Origin of the sequence: Nitratireductor sp. ZSWI3 (assembly GCF_024655565.1) — a bacterium.
In the GTDB taxonomy this organism is placed as follows: domain Bacteria; phylum Pseudomonadota; class Alphaproteobacteria; order Rhizobiales; family Rhizobiaceae; genus Nitratireductor.
Window position 1 is genome coordinate 44,972 of the sequence record NZ_JANKOF010000016.1, and the last position, 20,242, is coordinate 65,213.

The 20,242-nt window shown below is 64.3% G+C and carries 23 protein-coding genes and 1 pseudogene; 11 read left to right on the forward strand and 13 right to left on the reverse strand.

Annotated features, from left to right (window positions below):
- Nucleotides 1-167: 167 nt before the first annotated feature.
- The gene (gene ettA, locus NUU27_RS07825) at nt 168-1,817 is read right to left on the reverse strand and encodes an energy-dependent translational throttle protein EttA (RefSeq protein ID WP_257761525.1); all 1,650 of its coding nucleotides are present in this window, start codon (nt 1,815-1,817) and stop codon (nt 168-170) included.
- Nucleotides 1,818-1,935: 118 nt separating this feature from the next.
- On the reverse strand, nt 1,936-2,391 hold the full coding sequence (locus tag NUU27_RS07830; RefSeq protein ID WP_257761526.1) for a DsrE family protein: 456 nt from the start codon (nt 2,389-2,391) through the stop codon (nt 1,936-1,938).
- A 209-nt stretch (nt 2,392-2,600) separates the two neighbouring features.
- On the opposite strand from NUU27_RS07830, the gene NUU27_RS07835 reads away from it, so the two are divergent.
- From NUU27_RS07835 to NUU27_RS07845, 3 genes are all read left to right on the forward strand, one after another.
- Nucleotides 2,601-3,530 carry an alpha/beta fold hydrolase gene (locus NUU27_RS07835; protein ID WP_257761527.1) on the forward strand — a complete coding sequence of 310 codons (930 nt, stop codon included), beginning with the start codon at nt 2,601-2,603 and terminating at the stop codon, nt 3,528-3,530.
- A gap of 90 nt (nt 3,531-3,620) precedes the next feature.
- Nucleotides 3,621-4,793: a CaiB/BaiF CoA-transferase family protein gene (locus NUU27_RS07840; protein WP_257761528.1), complete on the forward strand. Its 1,173-nt coding sequence runs from the start codon at nt 3,621-3,623 to the stop codon at nt 4,791-4,793.
- A complete protein-coding gene (locus NUU27_RS07845) occupies nt 4,793-6,439 on the forward strand; it encodes a thiamine pyrophosphate-binding protein (RefSeq protein ID WP_257761548.1) in 1,647 nt (548 codons plus the stop codon). The genes NUU27_RS07840 and NUU27_RS07845 overlap by 1 nt, the downstream gene beginning before the upstream one ends.
- A gap of 6 nt (nt 6,440-6,445) precedes the next feature.
- Here the strand turns inward: NUU27_RS07845 and NUU27_RS07850 are convergent, their stop codons facing one another.
- From NUU27_RS07850 to paaA, 6 genes are all read right to left on the reverse strand, one after another.
- Nucleotides 6,446-6,583 (reverse strand): hypothetical protein, encoded by a 138-nt coding sequence (locus NUU27_RS07850; RefSeq protein ID WP_257761529.1) that lies wholly within the window; start codon nt 6,581-6,583, stop codon nt 6,446-6,448.
- A 217-nt stretch (nt 6,584-6,800) separates the two neighbouring features.
- Nucleotides 6,801-7,880, reverse strand: a complete 1,080-nt coding sequence (paaE, locus tag NUU27_RS07855; protein ID WP_257761530.1) for a 1,2-phenylacetyl-CoA epoxidase subunit PaaE — start codon at nt 7,878-7,880, stop codon at nt 6,801-6,803.
- 7 nt (nt 7,881-7,887) lie between these two features.
- Nucleotides 7,888-8,376: a 1,2-phenylacetyl-CoA epoxidase subunit PaaD gene (gene paaD / locus NUU27_RS07860; RefSeq protein ID WP_257761531.1), complete on the reverse strand. Its 489-nt coding sequence runs from the start codon at nt 8,374-8,376 to the stop codon at nt 7,888-7,890.
- A gap of 107 nt (nt 8,377-8,483) precedes the next feature.
- Nucleotides 8,484-9,257, reverse strand: a complete 774-nt coding sequence (paaC, locus tag NUU27_RS07865) for a 1,2-phenylacetyl-CoA epoxidase subunit PaaC (protein ID WP_257761532.1) — start codon at nt 9,255-9,257, stop codon at nt 8,484-8,486.
- Nucleotides 9,257-9,544, reverse strand: coding sequence for a 1,2-phenylacetyl-CoA epoxidase subunit PaaB (paaB, locus tag NUU27_RS07870; RefSeq protein ID WP_257761533.1), 288 nt, complete (start codon nt 9,542-9,544; stop codon nt 9,257-9,259). Before paaB ends, paaC begins: the two co-directional genes overlap by 1 nt.
- 5 nt (nt 9,545-9,549) lie before the next feature.
- Nucleotides 9,550-10,545, reverse strand: coding sequence for a 1,2-phenylacetyl-CoA epoxidase subunit PaaA (paaA, locus tag NUU27_RS07875; protein WP_257761534.1), 996 nt, complete (start codon nt 10,543-10,545; stop codon nt 9,550-9,552).
- A 120-nt stretch (nt 10,546-10,665) separates the two neighbouring features.
- On the opposite strand from paaA, the gene NUU27_RS07880 reads away from it, so the two are divergent.
- Both NUU27_RS07880 and NUU27_RS07885 read left to right on the forward strand, forming a co-directional pair.
- On the forward strand, nt 10,666-11,100 hold the full coding sequence (locus tag NUU27_RS07880) for a PaaI family thioesterase (protein WP_257761535.1): 435 nt from the start codon (nt 10,666-10,668) through the stop codon (nt 11,098-11,100).
- A 52-nt stretch (nt 11,101-11,152) separates the two neighbouring features.
- Entirely contained in the window at nt 11,153-11,548 is a 396-nt protein-coding gene (locus NUU27_RS07885; RefSeq protein WP_257761536.1) for a DUF2019 domain-containing protein, read from the forward strand.
- 10 nt (nt 11,549-11,558) lie between these two features.
- Here the strand turns inward: NUU27_RS07885 and NUU27_RS07890 are convergent.
- Nucleotides 11,559-11,984: pseudogene (locus tag NUU27_RS07890) on the reverse strand (CreA family protein).
- Nucleotides 11,985-12,167: 183 nt separating this feature from the next.
- Here NUU27_RS07890 and NUU27_RS07895 point away from each other — a divergent pair.
- The gene (locus tag NUU27_RS07895) at nt 12,168-12,536 is read left to right on the forward strand and encodes a DUF2019 domain-containing protein (RefSeq protein WP_257761537.1); all 369 of its coding nucleotides are present in this window, start codon (nt 12,168-12,170) and stop codon (nt 12,534-12,536) included.
- Nucleotides 12,537-12,546: 10 nt separating this feature from the next.
- On the opposite strand, the gene NUU27_RS07900 is transcribed toward NUU27_RS07895, so the two are convergent.
- From NUU27_RS07900 to NUU27_RS07915, 4 genes are all read right to left on the reverse strand, one after another.
- Nucleotides 12,547-12,990, reverse strand: coding sequence for a CreA family protein (locus NUU27_RS07900; RefSeq protein ID WP_257761538.1), 444 nt, complete (start codon nt 12,988-12,990; stop codon nt 12,547-12,549).
- A 161-nt stretch (nt 12,991-13,151) separates the two neighbouring features.
- Nucleotides 13,152-13,523, reverse strand: coding sequence for a DUF2019 domain-containing protein (locus NUU27_RS07905; protein WP_257761539.1), 372 nt, complete (start codon nt 13,521-13,523; stop codon nt 13,152-13,154).
- 38 nt (nt 13,524-13,561) lie between these two features.
- Nucleotides 13,562-13,933, reverse strand: a complete 372-nt coding sequence (locus NUU27_RS07910) for a DUF2019 domain-containing protein (RefSeq protein WP_257761540.1) — start codon at nt 13,931-13,933, stop codon at nt 13,562-13,564.
- Between the two features lie 104 nt (nt 13,934-14,037).
- Nucleotides 14,038-14,652: a TetR family transcriptional regulator C-terminal domain-containing protein gene (locus NUU27_RS07915; RefSeq protein WP_257761541.1), complete on the reverse strand. Its 615-nt coding sequence runs from the start codon at nt 14,650-14,652 to the stop codon at nt 14,038-14,040.
- Between the two features lie 275 nt (nt 14,653-14,927).
- On the opposite strand from NUU27_RS07915, the gene NUU27_RS07920 reads away from it, so the two are divergent.
- From NUU27_RS07920 to NUU27_RS07940, 5 genes are read left to right on the forward strand one after another with little or no spacing between them, the layout of a single operon-like run.
- Nucleotides 14,928-16,256 carry an aspartate aminotransferase family protein gene (locus NUU27_RS07920; RefSeq protein WP_257761542.1) on the forward strand — a complete coding sequence of 443 codons (1,329 nt, stop codon included), beginning with the start codon at nt 14,928-14,930 and terminating at the stop codon, nt 16,254-16,256.
- 1 nt (nt 16,257) lies between these two features.
- Nucleotides 16,258-16,551: a cupin domain-containing protein gene (locus NUU27_RS07925; RefSeq protein WP_257761543.1), complete on the forward strand. Its 294-nt coding sequence runs from the start codon at nt 16,258-16,260 to the stop codon at nt 16,549-16,551.
- 19 nt (nt 16,552-16,570) lie between these two features.
- Nucleotides 16,571-17,821 carry a Zn-dependent hydrolase gene (locus NUU27_RS07930; protein WP_257761544.1) on the forward strand — a complete coding sequence of 417 codons (1,251 nt, stop codon included), beginning with the start codon at nt 16,571-16,573 and terminating at the stop codon, nt 17,819-17,821.
- Nucleotides 17,822-17,870: 49 nt separating this feature from the next.
- Nucleotides 17,871-19,322 (forward strand): dihydropyrimidinase, encoded by a 1,452-nt coding sequence (hydA, locus tag NUU27_RS07935; protein ID WP_257761545.1) that lies wholly within the window; start codon nt 17,871-17,873, stop codon nt 19,320-19,322.
- Between the two features lie 46 nt (nt 19,323-19,368).
- Complete coding sequence (locus NUU27_RS07940; RefSeq protein WP_257761549.1) at nt 19,369-20,163, forward strand: ABC transporter ATP-binding protein; 795 nt, start codon at nt 19,369-19,371, stop codon at nt 20,161-20,163.
- The last annotated feature ends 79 nt before the right edge of the window (nt 20,164-20,242 follow it).

Below are 20,242 nucleotides of genomic sequence, written 5' to 3' on the forward strand. Positions count from 1 at the left end.
GCCTCGCGCTCGTCTGTGCGCCGTAACATGGCCGTGCCCGTGTTTGCTCTTCAGCGGGTTTACGCTGCGCGCAGGCAGAGTCAAGCCGACAGCCTGCCTCCGCCGTTCACGGGATGATACTAAGCGTAACACCCTAAGAGTTTACCAACAGGGCCGCAGCCGTCGCGCTACCGCGTCAGCCGCTTGTAGGTCACACGCTTCGGATTGACGCTGTCGGGCCCGAGGCGGCGGATCTTGTCCTGCTCGTAATCCTCGAAATTGCCCTCGAACCACTCCACATGGCTGTCGCCCTCGAAGGCCAGGATATGCGTCGCAAGGCGGTCGAGGAACATACGATCATGCGAGATGATGACGGCGCAGCCGGCGAAATTTTCCAGCGCATCCTCGAGCGCCGCCAGCGTCTCGGTGTCGAGATCGTTGGTCGGCTCGTCGAGCAGCAGCACGTTGCCGCCCTCCTTCAGGAGCTTGGCCATGTGCACGCGGTTGCGCTGGCCGCCCGACAGCGTGCCGACCTTCTGCTGCTGGTCGCCGCCCTTGAAGTTGAAGGACGAGCAGTAGGCGCGGCTGTTCACCTCGTGCTTGCCGAGCCTGATCACGTCGTTGCCGCCGGAGATCTCCTCCCACACCGTCTTGTTGGGATTGAGCGCGTCGCGGCTCTGGTCGACATAGGCCAGCTTCACCGTGTCGCCGATGCGGATCTCGCCGCCGTCGGGCTTTTCCTGGCCGGTGATCATGCGGAACAGCGTCGTCTTGCCGGCGCCGTTCGGGCCGATCACCCCGACGATGCCGCCGGGCGGCAGCTTGAACTCCAGACCATCGATCAAGAGCCGGTCGCCATAGCCCTTTTCGAGCCCGTCCGCCTCGATCACCACATTGCCGAGCCGCTCGCCCGAGGGGATGATGATCTGCGCATCGCCCGGGCGCCGCTCGTCGGCCGACTGCACCAGTTCGTCATAGGCGCGGATACGCGCCTTCGATTTCGCCTGGCGCGCCTTCGGGCTCGCCGCGATCCACTCGCGCTCGCGCGCCAGCGCCTTCTGGCGGGCGGCCTCCTCGCGGCCTTCCTGCGCCATGCGCTTGGCCTTGGCCTCCAGATACGCGGTGTAATTGCCCTCATAGGGAATGCCGCGGCCGCGGTCGAGCTCGAGGATCCAGCCCGTCACATTGTCGAGGAAGTAGCGGTCGTGGGTGATGATCAGCACCGCACCCGGATATTCGCGCAGGTGCTTTTCCAGCCATGCCGTCGTCTCGGCGTCGAGATGGTTGGTCGGCTCGTCGAGGAGCAGCAGATCCGGCTGACGCAGCAGGAGCTGGCACAGCGCCACGCGACGCTTCTCGCCGCCCGACAGGTTGTCGATGGTCGCCTCGCCCGGCGGGCAGCGCAGCGCTTCCATCGCCATTTCCACCTGGCTTTCGAGGTCCCAGAGGTTCTGACTGTCGATCTGGTCTTGAAGCTGGGACGCCTCCTCCGCCGTCTCGTCGGAGTAGTTCATCATCAGCTCGTTGTAGCGGTCGAGGATCGCCTTCTTGGCAGCCACCCCCTCCATCACGTTGCCCATCACGTTGAGCGCCGGGTCGAGTTCCGGTTCCTGCGGCAGGTACCCGCAGGTTGCCCCCTCGGCGAGCCATGCCTCGCCGGTGAACTCCCTGTCGAGGCCCGCCATGATCCTGAGCACGGTCGACTTGCCGGCGCCGTTCGGCCCCAGGATGCCGATCTTCGCATCGGGGTAGAAGGACAGGTGAACGTTCTCCAGAACCTTCTTGGCCCCATACGCCTTGCTGAGGCCGGCCATGTGATAAATAAATTGGCGTGCCACGAAAAACCTCGCGCTGTCGTGTCGGTTGTTGCGGGCTATGTAGGCGAAACGCGCGCGGGCGGCAATGCGCCGGACCGGCCTTTTCGAAAGCCGGTCCGTGATCCCGGCCAGCCGGCCGTCAGGGCTTCATGTAGGTGTAGCCCTGCTGCTGCAGATAACTGACCTCGGCGACGCCCGAGGGAACGATCTCGTCCTCGAAAACCTCGAACAGATCCGCCTCGTAATCGATCTTCCGGCTCTGCAGCGTGTTGTTGCAGACGAGGAACGTCACGTTCTGCGTCTTCAGGCTGGTCACCTCGGATTGCAGCGTCTGGTCGGTCTTGGCAGCCTTCAGGAAGTTGATGCCGTTGCCGTGCATCACCACCTTCACCTCGATCTTGTCGCGCCCCACGGCGTTGATCTGGTTCTGGATGTTGCGCAGCGCGCCCTTGTAGTACTTGCTCTCCTGACCGCCGTCCTGGTTGATGTGATAAACCACCTTCTGGGCGCCGTATCGGTCGCTCTCTTCGGCTTGAGCGATCGACAGAACGGCAAAAAGTGCTGCCGCGCAGGCCAGTGCGAAGCGCTTGAACATGTCTCGTCCCTCCCGGAATCCGTGTGCAGAAAATGAGGTACCGACCGGCACCGGCAGGAAAGCTAGCACGAAACCCGGCAAACCATTCAAGCATCATCATGTGTCGATATGTTCGATGCGGGAAATTTTCTTTCCCGGCGCGCGTCATTCTGAAATAGCTGTTCGGGCTGAAATAGCTGTCCGGGTATCTCGCCGCGACGGAGGGCCGCGTGGAATTCGACGACACTTCGATGCTTTCGACGTCCACGGGCGCCGATCTTCATCTGCTGCACCGGGCGCCGGGCGGCGGCGCCCGCGCCGTGGTGCAGATCAACCACGGCCTTGCCGAGCATGCGGGTCGCTACGCGCGTTTCGCCGATTTCCTTGCCGGGCGTGGCTTTCATGCCTACGCCCACGATCACCGCGGCCACGGCCGCACGAAGGCGCCCGGCGCGCCGCTCGGCCATTTCGGGCACCAGGCGGGTGCCGACACGCTCCTGTCGGACGTCTCGGCCGTTCACGATCACATCGCCGTCCGGCATCCCGGTCTGCCGGTCATCGTGTTCGGCCATTCCATGGGCGGCATGATTGCCCTCAACTTCGCGCTGAGGCATTCCGGCCGCATCGCCGGGGCGACCGTCTGGAACGCACCCCTGGCGACCCGGCTCGAAGGGCTCGCCGGAAAAGCCGTGCTCGCCTGGGAACGTTTCCGGCTCGGCTCGGACGTCCCCTCGCGCCTTCTGCCGAAGCTGACCTTCGGGGCCTGGGCGCGCGCCGTTGCCGGCCACCGCACGGCATTCGACTGGCTGTCGCGCGATCCCGCCGAGGTGGACAAATATGTCGCCGACCCGTTGTGCGGCTTCGACGCCTCGGTCGGCGTGTGGACCGCCCTCTTCGATCTCAGCCTGATGGCCGCCGATGCCGCCGCTCACCGCGCCGCGCGCAAGGACCTTCCCTTCCATCTCGTGGGCGGCGGCTGCGATCCCTCGACGCGCCGCGGCAGCATCGTCCTCGACCTCGAGAAGCGGCTGCGCCGAAACGGCTTTTCGAATCTGGAAACAAGGATCTACGAGGAAAACCGGCACGAATCCCTCAACGAGATCAATCGCGGCGAGGTGATGCGGGATTTTGCCGCCTGGGCCGAAAAAATCATCGATTGATGCCAAAATAATGCGCGCTGCGCATCTGGCCCGCGCAGGACCCGTTTGCTACTCAATGGCCCGAGTTTCTCTTGGAGGGCCGCGTCGATCATGGCTAATCCACCGCTGAAGGGCGTTCGCGTCATCGAATTGGCGCGCATCCTGGCCGGGCCCTGGGCGGGCCAATTGCTTGCCGATCTCGGCGCCGACGTCATCAAGGTGGAGAATCCGAATGGCGGCGACGACACCCGCAAATGGGGGCCGCCCTTCGTCACCGGCGCGGACGGCGAAAACCTTTCCGCCGCCTACTATCACTCTTGCAACCGCGGCAAGCGCTCCATCGCGCTCGACTTTTCCCAGCCCGCCGATGCCGACACGCTGCGCAAGCTGATCGCCACCGCCGACGTGGTGATCGAGAATTTCAAGCTTGGCGGGCTGAAGAAATACGGCCTCGACTATGACAGTCTGAAGGCGATCAATCCGCGCCTCGTCTATTGCTCGATCACCGGCTTCGGCCAGACCGGGCCCTACGCTCCACGCGCCGGCTACGATTTCATCATCCAGGGCATGGCTGGCCTGATGTCGATCACCGGCGCGCCGGACAGCGAGCCGCAGAAGGTCGGCGTCGCCGTCAGCGACATCTTCACCGGCCTTTACGCCGTCATCGCCATCCAGGCCGCGCTTCGCCATGCGGAAGCGACCGGCGAGGGCCAGCACATCGACATGGCATTGTTCGACACGCAGATCTCCGTGCTCGGCAACCAGAACCTCAACTATCTCGTCTCGGGCAAATCTCCGGTGCAGATGGGCAACGCCCATATGAACATCGCGCCCTATGAGGTGCTGCCGGTGAAGGACGGTCACATCATCCTCGCCGTCGGCAATGACGGGCAGTTCCAGCGCTTCTGCGCCATCGTCGGGCTCGATGCACTGCCGGGCGACGAGCGCTTTTCCACCAACCCGGCGCGCGTCGAAAACCGCGCAACCCTTCGCCGCATCCTGATCGACTGCCTTGCCGGCTGGGAGAAGGCGCCGCTCCTTGCCGCCTGCGACGCCAATGCGGTGCCGGCGAGCCCCATCAACACCATCGGCGAGATGTTCGCCGATCCGCAGACCGTCGCCCGCGGCATGCAGATGACGCTCGACGATGGGCACGGCAATGCCCTGCCCTCGGTGCGGGCGCCGATGCTGATGTCGGCGACGCCACCTATCTATGAGCGGCCGAGCCCGCGGCTCGGCGAACACACGGCGGAAATCCTGCGCGAAATCGGAGAAGACGAGTGATGAAAACCGGCGGCCAGCTCATTGTCGACTGTCTCGAGGCCAATGGCGTCGATCGCATCTTCAGCGTCCCCGGCGAAAGCTATCTCGCCGTGCTCGACGCGCTGCACGATTCGAAGATCCGCAACTTCGTCTGCCGCCAGGAAGGCGGCGCTGCGATGATGGCCGACTGCCACGGCCGGCTCACCGGGCGGCCCGGCGTCTGCTTCGTCACCCGCGGTCCGGGCGCAACCAACGCCTCCCCCGGCATCCACATCGCCATGCAGGATTCGGTTCCGATGATCCTGTTCATCGGCCAGATCGCCAGCCACGCCCGTGAGCGCGAGGCTTTCCAGGAGATCGACTACCGCGCCTTCTACGGTCCCATCGCCAAATGGGCGACGGAAATCGAGGATGCGAGCCGCATTCCCGAGATCCTCACCCGCGCCTTCGCCGTCGCCACCTCCGGCCGGCCCGGCCCGGTGGTGATCGCCCTGCCCGAGGACATGCTGACCAGCGTCGTCGAGGCCCCGGCGCCGCAGCCTTACACCCCGGTCGAGACGCGGCCGGGCGCAGCCGAGATGGCAGAACTGGCAGCCCTCCTCGGATCCGCGCAACGCCCCTTCGTCATCCTCGGCGGAACACGCTGGGACGAGGCGGCGGTGGCGAACATCACCAGGGCAGCCGAGGCCTGGTCGCTGCCCGTCGGCTGCTCCTTCCGCCGCCAGATGCTGTTCGACCATCTGCACCCGTGCTATGCGGGGGACGTCGGCATCGGCCCCAGCCCCAAGCTTGCCGAAGCCGTCAAGAAGGCCGATCTCATCCTGCTCGTCGGCGGCCGCTTCGGCGAGATGCCCTCTTCCGACTACACGCTGATCAAGAGCCCCTATCCGGACCAGAAGCTGGTGCATGTTCACGCGGATGCCGGCGAGCTCGGCCGCGTCTATCGTCCGAACCTCGCCATCAACGCCTCGGCCTCCGCCTTCGCCGAAGCCTTCGCGGCGCTGCCCGCCGGCCCGGCCTCCTGGGCGGGCGAGACCGAGCGGCTGCACAAGGCCTATCTCGATTGGTCGACGCCTCCCGAGACGGGTCCCGGCGCCGTCCAGATGGGGCCGATCATGGCCTATCTGGAAACCGTCCTTCCCGACGATGCCATTCTCACTAACGGTGCCGGCAACTACGCCACCTGGATCCACCGCTTTCACCGTTTCCGCCGCTTCGCCACCCAGGGCGCGCCGACCTCGGGCTCGATGGGCTACGGCACGCCGGCCGCCGTCGCCGCCAAGGCGCTGTTTCCCGAGCGCCAGGTGATCGCTTTCGCCGGCGACGGCTGTTTCATGATGAACGGCCAGGAATTCGCCACCGCCGTGCAGGAAAACCTGCCGATCATCGTCATCGTGGTCAACAACGGCATCTTCGGCACGATCCGCATGCACCAGGAGCGCGAGTATCCCGGCCGCGTCTCCGGCACCGACATCCGGAACCCGGACTTCGCCGCCCTCGCCCGCGCCTATGGCGGCCACGGCGAAACGGTGGAAACGACGGCGGATTTCGCCCCCGCCTTCGAACGCGCCCGTGCCAGCGGCAAGCCGGCGATCATCGAGATCAGGCTCGACCCCGAGGCGATCACCCCCACGCGGACACTGACCGAAATACGCGAGAAGCGCTGAGGAGGCCTACCGCCGACCCGCACCAACGGTCGCGCCGACTCCGGCACCAACCGCAATGCCGATGCCGATGCCGACCGACAGATTGTCGAAAGCCGTTCCGAGAGCGGCTCCGACGCCGATGCCGACCGCAATCCACAGGGCCATGGAGGAGAATTGCTTGTCCATCGCCAATAGGTAAGCGCGGCGGCCGACACGACAAGGCCGGCGGTGGGCATCCGGCTTGCGTCATCGGCTTGAAATGCGCGCAACTCAGCGCTTCACGATGAGATCATCCACACAGCAGACCGAAGCATCATGGTGAGCATGTCGAACCACGGCGGCAAACCGCCCGATCCGGTGGCTTACCTTCAATGCATCGCCGTCAGGCCGCGTCGAAGTCCAGCACCAGCTTGTTCGCCGTCGGCCGCGTCTGGCAGGCGAGCGTGAAGCCGGCTTCCACTTCCCAGGGCTCGAGCGAGAAGTTCACGGCCATTTCAGAAGACCCTTCGACGACACGGCAGCGGCACGTGCAGCACATGCCGCCGGCGCAGGAATAAGGCAGCTCGATGCCGGCCTTGTGAGCGGCGTCGAGCACGGTGCCGTCGGCATCGCCCATGGCGAAGCTGCGCCGCACGCCGTCGAGCACCACCTCGATCGCCACGCCCTTCTCGACCGCCTCGCGTGCGGCCGGTGAAGCCTTGCGCGGCGCCGGCGCATCGCCGGACGGCGTGAAGCGCTCGAAACGGATGCGGTCACGCGCCACGCCCATGCGCTCCAGCGCCTGCGAGACCTCGTCGATCATCTCGCCCGGCCCGCACAGGAACACACCGTCGGCCGCCGTCGGCTCGACGAGCCCGCCATCGGCAAGCGCCGTCACCCGCGCGGCATCGATGCGACCGTTGAACAGATCCACGTCCTGCGCCTCACGCGAAAGCAGGTGGATCAGGGTGAAACGCCCCATATGGCGGTCCTTGAGGTCGTTCAGTTCCTCCAGGAACATGATCGTCTCGGTCGAGCGGTTGCCATAGACCAGCGTTATGGTGCTGTCCTTCTCATGCGCCAGCACGGTGCGGGCGATGGACAGCATCGGCGTGATGCCGGAGCCGGCAGCGAACAGGAGATAGTCATGCCGCTCGCCCTTCAGCGCCGTGAAGCGGCCCTGCGGCGGCATGACGCGAATGGTGTCGCCGACCGACAGAACGTCGTTGACGAAGGTGGAGAAACGCCCGTCCGCAACCTTCTTCACCCCGACCCGCAAAAGCGGCTCGCCGGGTGCCGAGCAGATCGAATAGGAACGCCGCGCCTCCTGGCCGTCGATCTCCGTGGCAAGCGTCAGATACTGTCCCGGCGTGAAGGCGAATTCCTCCGCGCGATCGGCCGGCACCTCGAAGGCGATCGCCACCGCATCCGGCGTCTGCCGCTCGATCGACGCCACTTTCAGATCGTGGAAACGCGAAGCCATGGTCACCTCAGATGCATTTGAAATAGTCGAAAGGCTCGTGGCAGGCCGCGCAACGATAGAGCGCCTTGCAGGCCGTCGAGCCGAATTCGGAGATGCGTGCGGTTTGCCGCGAGCCGCAGCGCGGGCACGCGACGTCGGTCTCGCCGAACAGCGCGCGGATCGAGTTCGATGCCTTGGCCGGAGGCGCGATGCCGTAGGCGCGCAGCTTCTCGCGGCCTTCAGCGGTGATCCAGTCGGTCGTCCAGGCCGGCGAGATCACGCGCTCGACGCGTGCCTCAAAACCCGCCTCGCGCAATGCCGCCTCCACCGCCAGTTCGATGGCGAGCACCGCCGGGCAGCCCGTATAGGTGGGCGTGACCCTGGCGATTGCCGTATCGCCCTCCATCTCGACCGAACGCAGGATGCCCAGATCCTCGATGGTGACGGCGGGAATTTCCGGGTCGACGACGGAAGCTGCCGCGCGATAGGCGCGCTGCCGGCGGGTCTCTGCGCTCATACCCTCCTCTGGCCTCCCGGGCTCGTCGAACGGGGCGGCCATCTGTCCCTGCCGGCGCCTTTTCCCCGCAGGCGGGGAGAAAGAGGCCATTACCACCGTCTCGCCCATCACCACGTCATCCCCGGATAGGTGCGCTGCATGTATTGCAGCTCGGCCAGGAGATAGCCCATCGCCTCGCTGTGGCGGCCCTGGCGCCCGCCGGTCCGGCCGAACGGCGTCTCCACCCATTGAAGGCCGGCTTCCGCGAAAACCGGGCCGACGACCGCATCGAAGGCGGCGCGCAGCGTCGCCGGATCGGGCGCGATGCCGGCCTGCGCCACCGCTGTCGTCACCGCATCGCTCTCGAACAGCTCGTCCACATGGGGCGCCAACGCCTCGACAGCCGCCACCATGCGGCGCGCGCTCTCCTCCGTGCCGTCGCCGAGCCGCACCACCCACTCGCCGGCATGGCGGATGTGGTAGGCCACCTCCTTTTCCGCCTTGGCGGCGATGCCGGCAAGCTGCGCATCGCTGGACGAGCGCATGCCGCGCCACATCGGCTCCATGAAGGCTGCGAAATAGAGCTGGCGCAGCATGGTGTGCGCGAAGTCGCCATTCGCCCGCTCGGCCATCAGGCAGTTCACGTAGTCGCGCTCGCGGCGCAGATATGCAAGCTGGTCCTCGTCGCGGCCCTTGCCCTCCACTTCGCCGGCATACTGGTAGAGCGCCCGCGCCTGGCCGATGAGATCGAGCGCCATGTTCGGCATGGCGAGGTCTTCTTCGAGCATCGGCGCATAGCCGCACCATTCCGAAAGCCTGTGGCCGAGCACCAGATGGTCGTCGGCGAGCCGCAGCAGGAAGGCGGTCAGCGCCTCGCGGGAAACCGTCGCGCGATCGGCCATCACATATGCCCCACTTCGTCCGGAATCTCGTAAAATGTCGGATGGCGGTAGACCTTTGACAGAGCCGGCTCGAAATTCTCGTCCTTGTTCTCCGGATCCGAGGCGGTGATCGCCGCCGACGGCACCACCCAGATGGAGGTGCCTTCGCCGCGGCGCGTATAGACGTCGCGCGCGGCCTGCAGCGCCATCACCTCGTCCGCCGCGTGCACGGAACCGCAATGCTTGTGCGCCAGCCCGTTGCGCGGGCGGATGAAAACTTCCCAAAGGGGGATCTGGTTCTTGCTCATGTCTCTCACTCCGCCGCCTGTTTCGCCGCCTCGCGGCGCGCCGTCCGTTTTTGCGCATGCGCCAGCGCCGCCTCGCGCACCCAGGCGCCCTCGTCCCATGCCTTCTGCCGCGCTTCGAGCCGCTCGCGGTTCATGGGCCCGTGTCCCTTGACCACGCGCCAGAACTCGTCCCAGTCGATGGCGCCGAAATCGTAACCGCCCTTTTCCTCGTTCCATTTCAGGTCGGGATCAGGGAAGGTCAGGCCGATGAATTCGCCCTGCGGCACCGTCGCGTCGACGAATTTCTGCCTCAGCTCGTCATTGGTGAAGCGCTTGATCTTCCATTTCATCGACTGGTCGCCATGCTGGCTGTCGGCATCGTGCGGGCCGAACATCATCAGCGACGGCCACCACCAGCGGTTCAGCGCATCCTGCGCCATCTCCTTCTGCTCCGGCGTGCCGCGCGCCAGCGTCATCATGATCTCGTAGCCCTGGCGCTGATGGAAGCTTTCCTCCTTGCACACGCGGATCATGGCCCGCGCATAGGGGCCGTAGGAGCAGCGGCAGAGCGGGATCTGGTTCATGATCGCCGCCCCGTCCACCAGCCAGCCGATGGCGCCGATATCGGCCCAGCTGAGCGTCGGGTAGTTGAAGATGGACGAGTATTTCGCTTTCCCGGAAAGAAGCTCCTCCGTCATCTCCTCGCGGGATACGCCCAGCGTCTCGGCGGCGGAATAAAGATAGAGCCCGTGGCCGCCCTCGTCCTGCACCTTGGCAAGAAGGGCCGCCTTGCGGCGCAGCGAAGGCGCGCGCGTGATCCAGTTGCCTTCCGGCAGCATGCCGACCACTTCCGAATGGGCGTGCTGGCCGATCTGGCGGATCAGCGTGCGGCGATAGCCTTCCGGCATCGGATCGTTGGGCTCGATCTTCTCCTCGGCGTCGATGCGCGCCTGGATAGCGGCGAGGAAGGCCTCATCCTCCGTCGTATCGGTCTTGGCGCCGATAAGCCCTTGGCTGTACATCGCTTTTCCTCCATGCTCGCGTGCCGGCGCGGTGGAGCTCGACACTCCATGGCAATATGTAACAAAAATCCTTCAAGTACACAATATTTCGTAACGCTTTTATCGTCGACTGGAGAGGAAATGCCCGAACCGATCTCGCAGGAATCAGCGCTCCAGGCGGCGCGCGACACGCTGGCGACGGTGTTTGCGCCGTGGATCAGGGCGCTCGGACTTGAAGTGCTTTCGGCCGATGCCGCCGGAGGCGACTTCCGCCTGCCGGACAATGGCGATCTGGTCCATGTGGGCGGCGTCATCTGCGGCCAGGCGACGGCGTCCGCCGCCGACACCTGCGCGGTCGCCGCGCTGGCCGCCGCCAATGGCCGCTTCCGCGTCTGCACGACGGTCGACATGACGACGCATTTCATCCGTCCGCTCAAGCCCGGCCCCGTGGCGATCCGCGTCGACGTCCTGTCGAACGGCCGGCGCATGGCCTATGTGCGGGTGGAAATGCGCGCCGAAGGCGACCCCCGCCTCGCCTTCACGGCGACCGGGGCCTACGCCTATCTTGATGGGTGAGTGGTGAGAAGCACAGGTTACGGGCCTTGGAAAAACACCGGGTGCTGAAGCCATGACCCGATCTCAATCATTGACGTCCTTGACTGTGAAAGAACTCATCGATCGTTTTGCGGCAATCGGCATAGCGCAAGACGAAGCGCTGCTCGACAACGAGACAGCAAAGTTCAACAAGCCCTATCGAGAAAAGATCGCTATCGAGATCGAGCTACGTGACCGGCCAGGCGATCAGCGTCATCATTTGATGGCGCTGTACGAGCACCCCAACGTGCAGGTTCGCTTGAATGCCGCCAGGGCAACGCGCGCCATAGACGTGAAAAGGGCCCGTGCACAACTTGAAGCCATCGCGTCATCAAGACACTTTCCCCAAGCTGGCTACGCAGGAATGGCACTGTTGGCCATGGATGATGGCACCTTCAAGCTGGACAGTCATCTACCACCGAGAAAGTGAGCCACGGGCGCTACTCCTTGCCCTTCCAGGTCACGTCCCGCCCATGGAGCGGCACGGTCGAGATCGCCATCCTGGCCGAGCCGTCATGCACCTGACGGGTGTGGGAAAGATAGATCAGCGTGACACTCGTCGTCTCAGAGATGCACTTGGCGACGACCGACTTTCAGATCAGCCACTAGCGCTGCTTGAAGACCTCCTCACCTTCCTTGTCCATCTCGATGTCGCCGATAACGATCGGTCCGGTCCGCCGGCATGCGATCGCCGAATTGGAGGGATCCTCGAACCAGTTGCCCTTCTGCAAGCGGTCGATCACGCCGCGATCGAAATAGGTGACATGACAGGTCACGCCCGCGACCTGCGAGTCGTGGATCGCCTCGACGATGATGTCGTTGCCCAGCCAGTCGACGCTCAATGGGGAAGACAATCGCGTGCTCATTCCGCGCTATAAGCACTGGGAAATTACCGGTTGGTATGGCACTGCAAATGACCGATTTGGCGGGCTTTCTCCGAGGGAGTTTCTTCGAAATGCTCCATGGCAAGAGAGAGTGAAAATCGGTTTATATGCGCTGGAAAAATACGGAGTGCTCGAGCCATGAGCAGATCACCGACGATGACATCCATGACCGTCAAAGAACTCATCGAACGCTTCGCAGAAATCGGTGTCGCGCAAGACGAAGCGCTGCTCGACAACGAGACAGCAAAGTTCAACAAACTGTACCGAGAAAAGATCGCTATCGAGACCGAGTTGCGCGACCGTCCCGGAGATCAACGCCATCACCTCATGGCACTCTACGCTCACCCCAACATGCAGGTTCGCCTGAATGCCGCCAATTCGACATTTGCGATCGACATGACGAGAGCACGCGCGCAACTCGAGGCGATCGCTGCTTCGAAACAATTCCCCCAGGCCGGTGATGCCGGAATGGCCTTATGGGCGATAGATGAGGGGATTTCCAAACCGGACAGTCACCTACCGCCGAGAAAGTGAGCCACAGGTTCTACTCCCTGCCCTTCCAGATCACGTCCCGCCCATGGAGCGGCACGGTCGAGACCGCCATCTTGGCCGAGCCGTCCTGCACCTGGCGGGCATGGGAAAGATAGATCAGCGTGTCGTTCGCCTTGTCATAGATGCGCTTGACCACCACCGATTTCCAGATCAGCGACTGGCGCTGCTTGAACACCTCCTCGCCGCCCCGGCCGAGATCGATATCGCCGATGACGATCGGGCCGGTCTGCTGGCATGAGATCGCCGAATTGGAGGGATCCTCGAACCAGTTGCCCTTCTGCAACCGGTCGATCACGCCGCGATCGAAATAGGTGACATGACAGGTCACGCCCGCGACCTGCGGGTCGTGGATCGCCTCGACGATGATGTCGTTGCCCAGCCAGTCGACGCCGACTTCGCCCACCTTGTCGGCGGATGCGGGTTGGGAGGCTGTCATGAATGCGACAAGGGCGAAAGGGAGGTAAAAGACTCTCGGGCGCACGTCCAGCCTCTTCGGGTTGCCTGAAACGATGCCCCATATATGGCGACGCCGGATAGAATTGGAACGGTCATCATGAAAAAGAGCGTAGGCCGAACGGGATGCGCTCCTGCAGGCAATCAGTCGTCCGAAGTGAGGCCACCATCCATGATCCACAATCCCATGCCGGCGTCCCCGGCCTGCGGATTGTGCCCGGACGCAGCGATTTTCTCCATCAGAGCCCTGGCGTGCTGATCATCCAGATCGCGTGTCGCCCTCGCCGCATTCAACCTCACCTGCATGTTGGGGTGGTCGTAGAGAGCGAACAGCACCCGCCTTTGGTCTCCGGGCTTTTCCTGTAGAGCGCGCAAAATCCTTTGTTTCTCGCCGAACAATCTGTTGAATCTGGAAACCTGGTTGCCCAGCAAGGCGTGATCCTGTTCCATCCCGATCTCAATGAAGCGCTCGACGAGGCGCTCGGTTTGTAACTTGCGAACATCACGCGGCTTCATGGGCTGAAACCCTTGGTCCAAGCGAATTCGCGGACGTTTCACTCCGGCTCATAGGACCCCTCGTCCACGGCCCTGAGCATCCACCGCGCGTCGCCCGATTGCGGATAGCCCGTCTGGGCGGCAACCTCCTCCAGCACTCTGCGCGCCTGCGCACCGTGAACGGCCAGCGTGTGGATGGCCGCCTTCAGGCGCACCTGAATGTTCTTATGCGTATAGAGGACTGAAAGGGCGCTCCGCTGGTCTCCCGGACGCCGCTTCAATTCCCGCACCACCTGCATCATCTGGTCAAAAAGCCGATTGAGGCGCCGCGTGTCGAGATCGAGTTCTGCTTCATACTGAGCGGTGCAGATTTCCGTAAAGAGCGAGACAAGCCGTTCGGTGGACAGCGATTCAAGGTCTTTAGGTTTCATGGCTTCAGAACCCCTTTATCGATCAAAAAACCACGCCGGAAGACAGCCCTGCGCAGGGTGCCCCCGCCGAGGATCCGGCAGTCGACAGGGGACGTCCGGCGCCCTCACTCCAGAAACAGCCCCTCCAGAAAGCGCGCCGCGTCCTCGAAGCGGCCTTCGCCGCCGCGCACGGGGCCCAGAACGGCGCGCACCTGCACGTCGAAATCGGCATAATGCTGCGTGGTCGCCCAGATGGCGAAGATGAAGTGATAGGGGTCGGCCTTCTTCAGCTTGCCGGCGTGCATCCAGTGAGCGATCACCGTCGCCTTCTCGTCCACCAGCGCCTTCAGTTCTCCCTCCAGCATCGGCAGGATGCGCGGCGCGCCCTGCAGGATCTCGTTGGCGAAGAGCCGGCTCTCGCGCGGATAGTCGCGCGCCATCTCGATCTTGCGGCGGATGTAGGAACGGATTTCCGTGCGCGGGTCGCCGGCCTCGTCCATCTCCTTCAACGGCGCCAGCCAGGTCTCGAGCAGCCGCCGAATCAAGGTCGCAAAGATCTCCTCCTTGTTCTTGAAATAATAGAGGAGATTGGGCTTCGACATGCCCGCCGCCTCGGCGATCTGGTCAATCGTCGAGCCGCGGAAACCATGCTGGGAAAAAACCTCGAGCGCCGCCTCGCGGATCAGCTCGCGCTTTTCGCGCTGGATGCGGGTGCGCTTGGCGGGGGCCGGCTTATCCATTGGGTTGGCGCTCCGCGATTCCCACGGGCCTGCGCGTCGTGTCCGGCCGCGCCTCTCGCTTCAACCGCTCTGCGCCTTCACCTTGGCCCAGCCGATTAGTCCACTGTGGAATGCGCGCCGCGAAAGACATTTCCCCTACTATCCCCTTGACCGCCCATATGGCGGTGTTAACGTTTGTCCAAACGGTCAAAATTTGCGTAGCATATCTTTGCGCAAAGCACCAAGCATTGGCCGGGACAAGCCGAGCGCAACAACAATTCAGGGGAAGCTTGGTCATGCTCGACAGGCTTAACAGGAAGCCGAACGATCTATCCGCGTTCTGGATGCCGTTCACCGCGAACCGGCAGTTCAAGCAGGCACCACGCATGCTGGTGGCCGCCAAGGACATGCATTACACGGCCGAGGACGGCCGCAAGATCATGGACGGCACCGCCGGCCTGTGGTGCGTGAATGCCGGCCACTGCCGGCCGAAGATCACCGAGGCGATCCAGAGCCAGGCGGCCGAGCTCGATTATGCGCCGGCCTTCCAGATGGGCCACCCCATCGTCTTCGAATTCGCCAACCGTCTCGCCGCCATCGCGCCGGAAGGCATGGACCATGTGTTCTTCACCAATTCGGGCTCCGAATCGGTGGAGACCGCGCTGAAGATCGCGCTCGCCTATCACCGGGCGAAGGGCGACGGCTCGCGCTTCCGCCTGATCGGCCGCGAACGCGGCTATCACGGCGTCAATTTCGGCGGCATCTCCGTCGGCGGCATCGTCGCCAACCGCAAGATGTTCGGCACGCTCCTGACCGGCGTCGACCATCTGCCCCACACGCATCTGCCGGGCAAGAACGCCTTCACGCGTGGCGAGCCCGAGCATGGCGGCGACCTCGCCGACGAGCTGGAGCGCATCGTGACGCTGCACGACGCCTCGACGATCGCCGCCGTCATCGTCGAGCCGGTGGCCGGGTCGACCGGCGTGCTGATCCCGCCGAAGGGCTATCTGAAACGCCTGCGCGAGATTTGCGACAAGCACGGCATCCTCCTGATCTTCGACGAGGTCATCACCGGCTTCGGCCGGCTCGGCGCGCCCTTTGCGGCAGATTGTTTCGGCGTCGTTCCCGACATCATGACCACCGCCAAGGGCGTCACCAACGGCGTCATCCCGATGGGTGCCGTGTTCGTCAGGAAAGAGATCCACGATGCTTTCATGAACGGCCCCGAGCACCTCATCGAGTTCTTCCACGGCTACACCTATTCGGGCAATCCGATCGCCTGCGCGGCCGGCATCGCCACGCTCGACACCTACCAGGAAGAAGGGCTTCTCACCCGCGCCTCGGAGCTTGCCGACCATTGGGCGGACGCGCTTCACTCGCTCAGGGACGAGCCGCATGTGATCGACATCCGCAACATCGGCCTGGTCGGCGCCATCGAGCTGGAAAGCATTCCCGGAGAGCCCACCAAGCGTGCCTTCTCCGCCTTCCTCAAGGCCTTCGAGCGAGGCTTCCTGATCCGCACCACCGGCGACATCATCGCCCTGTCGCCTCCCCTGATCATCTCCAGGGGGCAGATCGACGAGCTGGTCGACAACCTTCGTGACGTGCTGCGGATGGTGGACTGAGATGGCTGGCCAGCGAGAGAAAGCCAGCCACGCGGTTCTGGTCGACGACGAGCGCGTGCGCGTCACCCGTTGGGACTTCGCACCGGGCGCGGAAACCGGATGGCACCGTCATGGCATGGACTATGTCATCACCACGCTGACCCCGTGCTCCTTCCTTCTGGAGCTGCCCGGCGACGAGACGGTGCGCAACGATCTGGAGGCCGGCGTCTGCTATCGGCGCAGCGAGGGCGTCGAGCACAACGTGATCAATGCCGGCGACCGGCCGATGGCCTTCGTGGAAGTCGAACTGAAATAGCTGAAGGGGAAATCCGAACATGGCCGCACCGGGCGAGAACTTGAGGATCAACGCCGACCGTCTCTGGGATTCGTTGATGGAGATGGCGAAGATCGGGCCCGGTGTCGCCGGCGGCAACAACCGTCAGACCCTGACCGATGCCGATGGCGAGGGCCGCACCCTGTTCCAGAAATGGTGCCGGGAAGCGGGCCTCGACATGGGTGTCGACCAGATGGGCACCATGTTCGCGATGCGGCCGGGAACGGACCCTGACGCCCTGCCCGTCTATGTGGGGTCGCATCTCGACACCCAGCCGACCGGCGGCAAGTATGACGGCGTGCTCGGCGTGCTCGGCGGGCTCGAGGTCATCCGTACGCTGAACGATCTCGGCATCAAGACCCGCCATCCGATCGTCGTCACCAACTGGACCAACGAGGAAGGCACGCGTTATGCGCCCGCCATGCTCGCCTCGGGCGTGTTCGCGGGCATGCACGAGCTCGAATGGGCCTATGACCGCAAGGACGCGGAAGGAAAGCGCTTCGGCGACGAGTTGCAGCGCATCGGCTGGAAGGGCGACGAGCCGGTCGGCAACCGCAAGATGAAGGCCTTCTTCGAACTGCACATCGAGCAAGGCCCGATTCTCGAGGACGAGGACATCGATATCGGCGTCGTCACCCACGGCCAGGGCCTGTGGTGGCTGCAGGTGACGCTGACCGGCAAGGAGAGCCACACCGGCTCCACCCCCATGCCCAAGCGCCGCAACGCCGGGCTCGGCATGGCGCGCGTGACGGAGCTCGTGCACGAGGTGGCGATGGATTATCAGCCGGATGCCGTCGGGGCGATCGGCCATGTCGAGGTCTATCCCAATTCGCGCAACGTCATTCCCGGCAAGGCGGTGTTCACCATCGACATCCGCTCGCCGAACGAGAAGACGCTCGATGAGATGCGCTCGCGCATCGAAGCCGGCATCGCCACGATCTGCGAGGCGCTGGACATCGCCTTCGAAGTGGAGCCGGTCGGGCACTTCGCCCCGGTTGCCTTCGACGAAGGCTGCGTGAAGGCGGTGCGCGATGCCGCCGAGCGTCTCGGCTACACGCACCGCAACATCGTCTCGGGCGCCGGCCACGACGCCTGCTGGATCAACCGCGTCGCACCCACCGCCATGGTGATGTGTCCCTGCGTCGACGGGCTGTCGCACAACGAGGCGGAGGAAATCTCGAAGGAATGGGCGCAGGCCGGCGCCGATGTCCTGTTTCACGCGGTGGTGGAAACGGCGGAGATCGTCGAATGATCTGACGTTCCCGCAAACCGCCAAGGACGCCACAAGAACAGGGGAACCCATGTCCAAGGTCATCAAGAACGGAACCATCGTCACCGCCGACCGCACCTGGCAGGCGGACGTGCTCATCAAGCACGACAAGATCGTCGGCATCGGCCACGATCTGCACGCAGATCACGAGATCGACGCCACCGGCTGCTATGTGATGCCGGGCGGCATCGACCCGCACACCCACCTGGAGATGCCCTTCATGGGCACCTACTCCTCCGACGATTTCGAGAGCGGCACGCGCGCCGCCATTTCCGGCGGCACCACGATGGTCGTCGATTTCTGCCTCCCCTCGCCAGGCCAGTCGCTGCTCGAGGCCATCCAGATGTGGGACAACAAGTCGACCCGCGCCACCTGCGACTACTCCTTCCACATGGCCATCACCTGGTGGGGTAAGCAGGTCTTCGACGAGATGCCGCTAGTGGTCGAGAAGGGCATCACCTCCTTCAAGCATTTCATGGCCTACAAGGGCGCTCTGATGGTGGACGACGACGAGATGTACTCGTCCTTCCAGCGCTGCGCGGAGCTCGGCGCGCTGCCCCTCGTCCATGCCGAGAACGGCGACGTGGTGGCCCAGCTGCAGGCGAAGCTCCTCGAAGAAGGAAACGACGGCCCCGAGGCGCACGCCTATTCGCGCCCGCCCGAGGTCGAGGGCGAGGCGACCAACCGCGCCATCATGATCGCCGACATGGCCGGCACGCCGCTCTATGTGGTGCACACCTCCTGCGAGCAGGCGCATGAAGCGATCCGCCGCGCGCGCCAGAAGGGCATGCGCGTCTTCGGCGAGCCGCTGATCCAGCACCTCGTGCTGGACGAGAGCGAGTATGCCAATCCCGATTGGGACCACGCCGCCCGCCGCGTCATGAGCCCGCCCTTCCGCAACAAGCTGCATCAGGCGTCGCTGTGGGCCGGCCTGCAGGCGGGCTCGCTGCAGGTGGTGGCGACCGACCACTGCGCCTTCACCACAAAGCAGAAGCGCACCGGCGTCGGCGACTTCACCAAGATCCCCAACGGCACCGGCGGCCTCGAAGACCGCATGCCGGTCCTGTGGACCTTCGGCGTCAACACCGGCCGGCTGACCATGAACGAGTTCGTCGCGGTCACCTCCACCAACATTGCAAAAATCCTCAACATGTATCCGCAGAAAGGCGCGATCGTCGAAGGTGCGGATGCCGACATCGTCGTGTGGGATCCGGAGGCGACCAAGACCATCTCCGCCGAAAGCCAGCAATCGGCCATCGACTACAACGTGTTCGAGGGCATCAAGGTGAAGGGCCTGCCGAAGACCGTCCTGTCGCGCGGCGAGATCGTCGTCGAGGACGGGGCGGTGAAGCCGAAACCCGGCCACGGCCAGTTCGTCGGCCGCAAGCCGCATATGGCGGTCAACAAGGCGCTCTCGCAGTGGAAGGAGGTCACCGCACCGCGCAAGGTGGAGCGGTCTGGCATCCCGGCAAGCGGCGTATGAGCGGAGCGACGATCCAGTGAACGCCAACCCAGCCATCCGCCAGGAAATGCCCTTGAGCGACCCGCGTCAGACCGTCGTCGAGGCGCGCGGCCTCGGTCTCACCTTTAAGACCAATGACGGCCCGGTCCGGGCGCTTTCCGATGTCGATCTCGACATCCGCAAGGGCGAGTTCGTGTCCTTCATCGGCCCTTCCGGCTGCGGCAAGACCACCTTTCTGAGGGTGATCGCCGATCTGGAGCAGCCCACCGAAGGCGAAATCCATGTCAACGGCATGACGCCCGCCGAGGCTCGCAACAGCCGCGCCTATGGCTACGTCTTCCAGGCCGCCGGCCTCTTTCCCTGGCGCACCATAGAGCAGAACGTGGCGCTGCCGCTCGAGATCATGGGCTACCCGAGAGCCGAGCAAAAGGAGCGTGTCCTGCGCACGCTCGACCTCGTCAATCTCGCCGGCTTCGAGAAGAAATTCCCCTGGCAGCTTTCCGGCGGCATGCAGCAGCGGGCCTCCATCGCCCGCGCGCTCGCCTTCGACGCCGATCTGCTGCTGATGGACGAGCCCTTCGGCGCACTCGACGAGATCGTCCGCGATCACCTGAACGAGCAGCTACTGGACCTGTGGGGGCGCACCGGAAAGACGATCTGCTTCGTCACCCATTCCATTCCCGAAGCGGTTTATCTGTCGACGCGCATCGTCGTCATGTCGCCGCGCCCGGGCCGGGTGACGGATGTGATCGAGTCTCCGCTGCCGAGGGAGCGTCCGCTCGGCGTCCGCGACACGCCGGAATTTTTGGAAATCGCCCACCGCGTCCGTGAGGGCTTGAGGGCGGGGCATTTCGATGAGTGAGATCACGGCGGGCGCCCGCCCCTCATCCGCCTGCCGGCACCTTCTCCCCGCGAGCGGGGAGAAGGTCAGCACGTCAACG

Excerpts from the sequence above, each read along its gene's own strand:
- NUU27_RS07895 (WP_257761537.1), top strand. The coding sequence starts at position 12,168 with ATGACCGTCAAAGAACTCATCGAACGCTTCGCAGAAATCGGTGTCGCG.
- NUU27_RS07900 (WP_257761538.1), bottom strand. The coding sequence starts at position 12,990 with ATGACAGCCTCCCAACCCGCATCCGCCGACAAGGTGGGCGAAGTCGGC.
- NUU27_RS07915 (WP_257761541.1), bottom strand. The coding sequence starts at position 14,652 with ATGGATAAGCCGGCCCCCGCCAAGCGCACCCGCATCCAGCGCGAAAAG.
- NUU27_RS07920 (WP_257761542.1), top strand. The coding sequence starts at position 14,928 with ATGCTCGACAGGCTTAACAGGAAGCCGAACGATCTATCCGCGTTCTGG.
- NUU27_RS07930 (WP_257761544.1), top strand. The coding sequence starts at position 16,571 with ATGGCCGCACCGGGCGAGAACTTGAGGATCAACGCCGACCGTCTCTGG.
- hydA (WP_257761545.1), top strand. The coding sequence starts at position 17,871 with ATGTCCAAGGTCATCAAGAACGGAACCATCGTCACCGCCGACCGCACC.
- NUU27_RS07885 (WP_257761536.1), top strand. The coding sequence starts at position 11,153 with ATGACCCGATCTCAATCATTGACGTCCTTGACTGTGAAAGAACTCATC.
- paaA (WP_257761534.1), bottom strand. The coding sequence starts at position 10,545 with ATGTACAGCCAAGGGCTTATCGGCGCCAAGACCGATACGACGGAGGAT.
- paaB (WP_257761533.1), bottom strand. The coding sequence starts at position 9,544 with ATGAGCAAGAACCAGATCCCCCTTTGGGAAGTTTTCATCCGCCCGCGC.
- NUU27_RS07905 (WP_257761539.1), bottom strand. The coding sequence starts at position 13,523 with ATGAAGCCGCGTGATGTTCGCAAGTTACAAACCGAGCGCCTCGTCGAG.
- paaE (WP_257761530.1), bottom strand. The coding sequence starts at position 7,880 with ATGGCTTCGCGTTTCCACGATCTGAAAGTGGCGTCGATCGAGCGGCAG.
- NUU27_RS07910 (WP_257761540.1), bottom strand. The coding sequence starts at position 13,933 with ATGAAACCTAAAGACCTTGAATCGCTGTCCACCGAACGGCTTGTCTCG.
- paaD (WP_257761531.1), bottom strand. The coding sequence starts at position 8,376 with ATGAGCGCAGAGACCCGCCGGCAGCGCGCCTATCGCGCGGCAGCTTCC.
- NUU27_RS07940 (WP_257761549.1), top strand. The coding sequence starts at position 19,369 with ATGCCCTTGAGCGACCCGCGTCAGACCGTCGTCGAGGCGCGCGGCCTC.
- NUU27_RS07925 (WP_257761543.1), top strand. The coding sequence starts at position 16,258 with ATGGCTGGCCAGCGAGAGAAAGCCAGCCACGCGGTTCTGGTCGACGAC.
- NUU27_RS07850 (WP_257761529.1), bottom strand. The coding sequence starts at position 6,583 with ATGGCCCTGTGGATTGCGGTCGGCATCGGCGTCGGAGCCGCTCTCGGA.
- NUU27_RS07840 (WP_257761528.1), top strand. The coding sequence starts at position 3,621 with ATGGCTAATCCACCGCTGAAGGGCGTTCGCGTCATCGAATTGGCGCGC.
- NUU27_RS07830 (WP_257761526.1), bottom strand. The coding sequence starts at position 2,391 with ATGTTCAAGCGCTTCGCACTGGCCTGCGCGGCAGCACTTTTTGCCGTT.
- NUU27_RS07845 (WP_257761548.1), top strand. The coding sequence starts at position 4,793 with ATGAAAACCGGCGGCCAGCTCATTGTCGACTGTCTCGAGGCCAATGGC.
- paaC (WP_257761532.1), bottom strand. The coding sequence starts at position 9,257 with ATGGCCGATCGCGCGACGGTTTCCCGCGAGGCGCTGACCGCCTTCCTG.
- NUU27_RS07880 (WP_257761535.1), top strand. The coding sequence starts at position 10,666 with ATGCCCGAACCGATCTCGCAGGAATCAGCGCTCCAGGCGGCGCGCGAC.